We start from the raw sequence: 3,972 nt of genomic DNA, 5'->3' as shown, positions 1-3,972 counted from the left end.
AAATAGGCCTTGCAGACGGAATGACAATTCTTTCATCTATTAATAAAAACAGGAGTATTACTATGAATGAACAAACTACAACTGACCTAGAAACTGATAATTTAACTAATAAAATCAAAAATGACAGTTATCATGCTGAAGTTCTTGAATTAATACGTTTATGCAACTTATCACGAATGCCAGAGAAAATAGGAGAATTTATAGAGCAGAATGTTAGCAGCAAACAAGCACAAGAAATATTAATGTCGATACTTGCAGAACGAACAATGAAGACTGAAATTTTAAGCACATTACCAAAGAATTCGTCAGAAGATTTAATGATGCAGGTAGCAAGAAGTCGTGCACAATCTGGCATTTAGAATATTCGTAGTATAACAAAAGTAAAAAATAAAGGGGAAAAGCAAAATGAGTACTATAACAGAACAAAATAACCTTGGGGATCTTCTGAAATACGAAGTTTCAAATCTATATTCAAGAGACCAAATAACAGTAGCTAAAGGTCAAAATCTTAAGCTTGGTGCAGTAGTTGCCAAAAAGACGGAAGATGGTTTTATTAGAGTACTTAATCCCACTGGAACAGACGGCACACAAACAGCAATAGGTGCAATAGTAAGTGATGTAAATGCGACAGAAAATGCCAAAGCAGTAATTATTACTCGTGGTGCAATACTAGCAGATCATGCAGTTGTGTGGCCAGCAAATATCACTGAAGAACAGAAAGCTGAAGCAATAAAGCAACTTGAAGGACGAGGGATCATTATCCGCAAGGGAGTTTAACTAAAATTAATAAGGAGAAAAAGAATGCAAAATCCATTTACAAATACAGCATTTAGCATGACGGCACTAACAAATGCGATGAATATATTGCCGGTAAATTATGGACGTGTTGAAAATTTAAATTTGTTTCCAAGTAGATCAGTAAGATTTAGACATATTACCATAGAAGAACACAACGGAGTATTAAGTTTATTACCAACACAAATACCAGGAGCACCAGCAACAGTAGGAAAAAGAGGAAAAAGAAAGGTAAGAACATTTACGATTCCGCACATTCCGCATGATGATGTAGTGCTGCCAGAGGAAGTACAAGGAATAAGGGCATTTGGATCAGAGAGTGAACTTAAAGCGCTGGCAGATGTAATAACTGATCATTTGCAGCTAATGAGAAACAAACATGCAATAACATTAGAGCATTTGCGAATGGGAGCGCTGAAAGGAATAATTTTAGATGCTGACGGGTCAGAATTATTAAATCTGTACAACGAATTTGAAATTACACCAAAAGTAGTAAATTTTGCCCTTGGAACAGCAACAACAGATGTAAAACGTAAGTGTTTGGAGGTATTGCGACATATTGAGGATAACTTAAGTGGTGAATATATGACGGGAATTCATGCACTGGTAAGCCCTGAGTTTTTTGATGCACTCACTTCTCACGCTAAAGTGAAAGAAGCATATGAAAGATGGCAAGAAGGAGCAGCACTTCGAAATGATATGAGGTCAGGATTTACGTTCTGTGGCATAACATTTGAGGAATACAGAGGACAAGCAACTGATCCTGAGGGAAATGTAAGAAGGTTTATAGAAAGAGAAAGTGGAAACTGTTTTCCAGTAGGAACAGCAAGCACATTTACAACATATTTTGCACCAGCAGATTTTAATGAGACAGTAAATACTCTTGGACAGCCACTCTATGCAAAACAAGAACCAAGGAGGTTTGATAGAGGAACAGATTTACATACGCAGTCAAATCCTCTGCCAATGTGCCATCGTCCGGCAGTTTTGGTAAAAATTAGTTCTAGTTGATGAATATAGGGAGATTATTAGAAGATTGTTTTGAGCATTTAGGAGTGGAAGCCACATACTGTAATAAAAATAAGGAGGGTATTCGTAAAATAAAAGTGCTAATTAAACGTCCTGACACTACGTACTCTTTAGGTGCAGATGGAGCATTAACTCAGCAAATTGCCTCAATAGAGATACGCAGTGAGGACGTTACTTCCTTTAGCATAGGTGATTATATCAAGATTGAAAAAAGATTCTATAAGATTTTTGAACCGCCGTTAAAAGATTCTTCAAGTGAAATATGGAAGATTCAAGCCGTAGGAGAAGGAAGTGTTTCATAATATAAATCAGGTAATAAGTGATATCAGAGGAAAAGAAGCTCAAATCAAATTAGTAGTAGCAAAAGCACTGAATAAAACAGCACTATGGCTAAAATCCCAAGCTGCTAAGGAAATTAGCGAAGAAAAGAGAATAAAATCGATGTTAGTGAGAAAAAGGCTACGAATCTTTAAAGCAAAGACAAGCAGGTTGAACGTATTAATTAGAGCGAATCTGTATGACGTCAGAACTTCATTAATTGGTAAAGTGAGACAAACAAGAAGAGGTACGAAAGTAGGAAAACATGAGTTTATTGGAGCATTTACTGCAACAATGCCAAGAGATTATAAAGGAGCTTTTAAACGTGAAGGGAGAGCAGCATTACCGATAAAGGAAATAAAACTACCATTGGAACCTGAGGCTTCAAGGATAATAGGGAATCTTGTTAATTATGAGGTTGAGGAAGTGTTTGAAAAGTTCTTTGAACGTGATATTACAAGAAATATATGAATTTTAAAGATTTGCATAACGCAATCTGCACTACGCTGAAGAAAGAAATACCAGCAATTCAAACTTGTGAAATTTATCCATCGATAAGAAAAGAATTATTAGCGCCAGCGGTATTTGTAGAGCTTGTGAGTTTAGAATCGGGAAAAGATCCTGGAACAGAGGAATTAGCCCTGAAAGCAAGATTTGAAGCGAGAATTGTAGTTGATGGAACAGTCGAGTATTCCTCGTTAGTTGTAAGGTCATTAGCAGCAGAAGTAGCAAGAGTAGTGAATAAAAATACTTGGAATGTGGAAAATGTTTCACCAGGAGAATTTATATCAGGAGGAGGAGATGATTTTAGGCCAGAACTTGATGCATATTTAGTGTGGTTGATTGAATGGGTCCACTATCTGCATGTGGGAGAATCAGTCTGGTTAGAGGGAAAAATTAAGCCACATACAATAAACGTAGGAAATATAAATGTTGGATCATAGTTTTGCAATTTCAGAGCTGAATAGGAAGCTAGCAAACGTTATTCGTATAGGAGTTGTAAAAGAAATAGATTATGAAAAAGCAAAAGTAAGAGTTAAAATAGGAGAATTTTTAACAGATTGGTTGCCATGGATAACGAGCAAAGCAGGAAAAGATAGAAATTGGTCTCCGCCAGATATTGATGAGCAAGTAGTTATACTTTCCCCGCTGGGAGAATTATCATTAGGAGTAGTACTTCCTGGAATATATCAACAAAAGTACTCTGCACCAGAGAATAAAAAAGAAATAAATAGTGTGAAGTTTCAAGATGGAACAAAGTTGTCATACGATAAAGATAAACATCATTTAGAGATTGAAGTAGTAGATAAAATAACACTGAAGGCTGGGGAATCGAGCATAGAGATGACAAAAAGTGGAATAAAACTGAAAGGAAGTAGAATAGACCTAAATTAAAATACATGGGAAAAACAGTAGCTTGTGTAGGAGATTATTGCAGTGGGATACCAGCTCATGTTTGTATGAGTGGAAGCAGCAATGTTTTTGAGAAAGGAAGATCTGTGTGTCGAAAAGGTGATATTGCAACTTTGGGAGAGACGATAGTACAAGGTTCAAACAGAGTATTTGTGAATGGTATTGGTGTAGCGAGAACAGGAGATTTAGTATCGTGTGGTTTTCATATGATGGGTAATAGTAAAAATGTATTTGTAGGGTAAAAAGATGCGCGGTATGAGTGCTACTAGTGGAAAGGAATTGGAAGGTTTAGACCATCTTAAACAATCGATAATTGATATATTAACCACTCCAGTAAACAGTAGAATAATTGTAAGTTAAAAATATGATATAAAGGAGATAAGAGGGAAGATAACTCCACTCACTATAGGAATGGAG

At 36.1% G+C, this 3,972-nt stretch carries 7 protein-coding genes and 2 pseudogenes; all 9 read left to right on the top strand.

Features of this window, described 5'->3' with window-relative positions; genetic code table 11:
• Positions 1-359 (top strand): annotated as a pseudogene (locus tag Wcon_RS08060) (S49 family peptidase); the annotation flags it as partial.
• A 46-nt stretch (positions 360-405) separates the two neighbouring features.
• Positions 406-777, top strand: a complete 372-nt coding sequence (locus Wcon_RS08055; protein WP_114517815.1) for a head decoration protein — start codon at positions 406-408, stop codon at positions 775-777.
• 24 nt (positions 778-801) lie between these two features.
• A complete protein-coding gene (locus Wcon_RS08050) occupies positions 802-1,806 on the top strand; it encodes a major capsid protein (protein WP_114517814.1) in 1,005 nt (334 codons plus the stop codon).
• Entirely contained in the window at positions 1,806-2,126 is a 321-nt protein-coding gene (locus Wcon_RS08045) for a head-tail joining protein (protein ID WP_114517813.1), read from the top strand. Before Wcon_RS08050 ends, Wcon_RS08045 begins: the two co-directional genes overlap by 1 nt.
• A gap of 1 nt (position 2,127) precedes the next feature.
• Positions 2,128-2,613: a phage tail protein gene (locus Wcon_RS08040; protein ID WP_410542164.1), complete on the top strand. Its 486-nt coding sequence runs from the start codon at positions 2,128-2,130 to the stop codon at positions 2,611-2,613.
• Positions 2,610-3,086, top strand: coding sequence for a hypothetical protein (locus Wcon_RS08035; protein ID WP_114517811.1), 477 nt, complete (start codon positions 2,610-2,612; stop codon positions 3,084-3,086). The genes Wcon_RS08040 and Wcon_RS08035 overlap by 4 nt, the downstream gene beginning before the upstream one ends.
• Positions 3,073-3,537: a phage baseplate assembly protein V gene (locus tag Wcon_RS08030; RefSeq protein ID WP_114517810.1), complete on the top strand. Its 465-nt coding sequence runs from the start codon at positions 3,073-3,075 to the stop codon at positions 3,535-3,537. Before Wcon_RS08035 ends, Wcon_RS08030 begins: the two co-directional genes overlap by 14 nt.
• Before the next feature lie 5 nt (positions 3,538-3,542).
• Positions 3,543-3,797, top strand: a complete 255-nt coding sequence (locus Wcon_RS08025) for a PAAR domain-containing protein (RefSeq protein ID WP_114517809.1) — start codon at positions 3,543-3,545, stop codon at positions 3,795-3,797.
• A 4-nt stretch (positions 3,798-3,801) separates the two neighbouring features.
• Positions 3,802-3,906 (top strand): annotated as a pseudogene (locus tag Wcon_RS12155) (GPW/gp25 family protein); the annotation flags it as partial.
• Positions 3,907-3,972: the final 66 nt, after the last annotated feature.

The organism is Wolbachia endosymbiont of Cylisticus convexus, from assembly GCF_003344345.1.
The sequence above is the reverse complement of the archived record's forward strand: the minus strand, read 5'-3'. Positions and strand labels throughout refer to the sequence as shown.

Bases quoted from the DNA above. Each gene is read 5' to 3' on its own strand.
- Wcon_RS08035 (WP_114517811.1), top strand. From the start codon at position 2,610: ATGAATTTTAAAGATTTGCATAACGCAATCTGCACTACGCTGAAGAAA.
- Wcon_RS08055 (WP_114517815.1), top strand. From the start codon at position 406: ATGAGTACTATAACAGAACAAAATAACCTTGGGGATCTTCTGAAATAC.
- Wcon_RS08025 (WP_114517809.1), top strand. From the start codon at position 3,543: ATGGGAAAAACAGTAGCTTGTGTAGGAGATTATTGCAGTGGGATACCA.
- Wcon_RS08045 (WP_114517813.1), top strand. From the start codon at position 1,806: ATGAATATAGGGAGATTATTAGAAGATTGTTTTGAGCATTTAGGAGTG.
- Wcon_RS08030 (WP_114517810.1), top strand. From the start codon at position 3,073: ATGTTGGATCATAGTTTTGCAATTTCAGAGCTGAATAGGAAGCTAGCA.
- Wcon_RS08050 (WP_114517814.1), top strand. From the start codon at position 802: ATGCAAAATCCATTTACAAATACAGCATTTAGCATGACGGCACTAACA.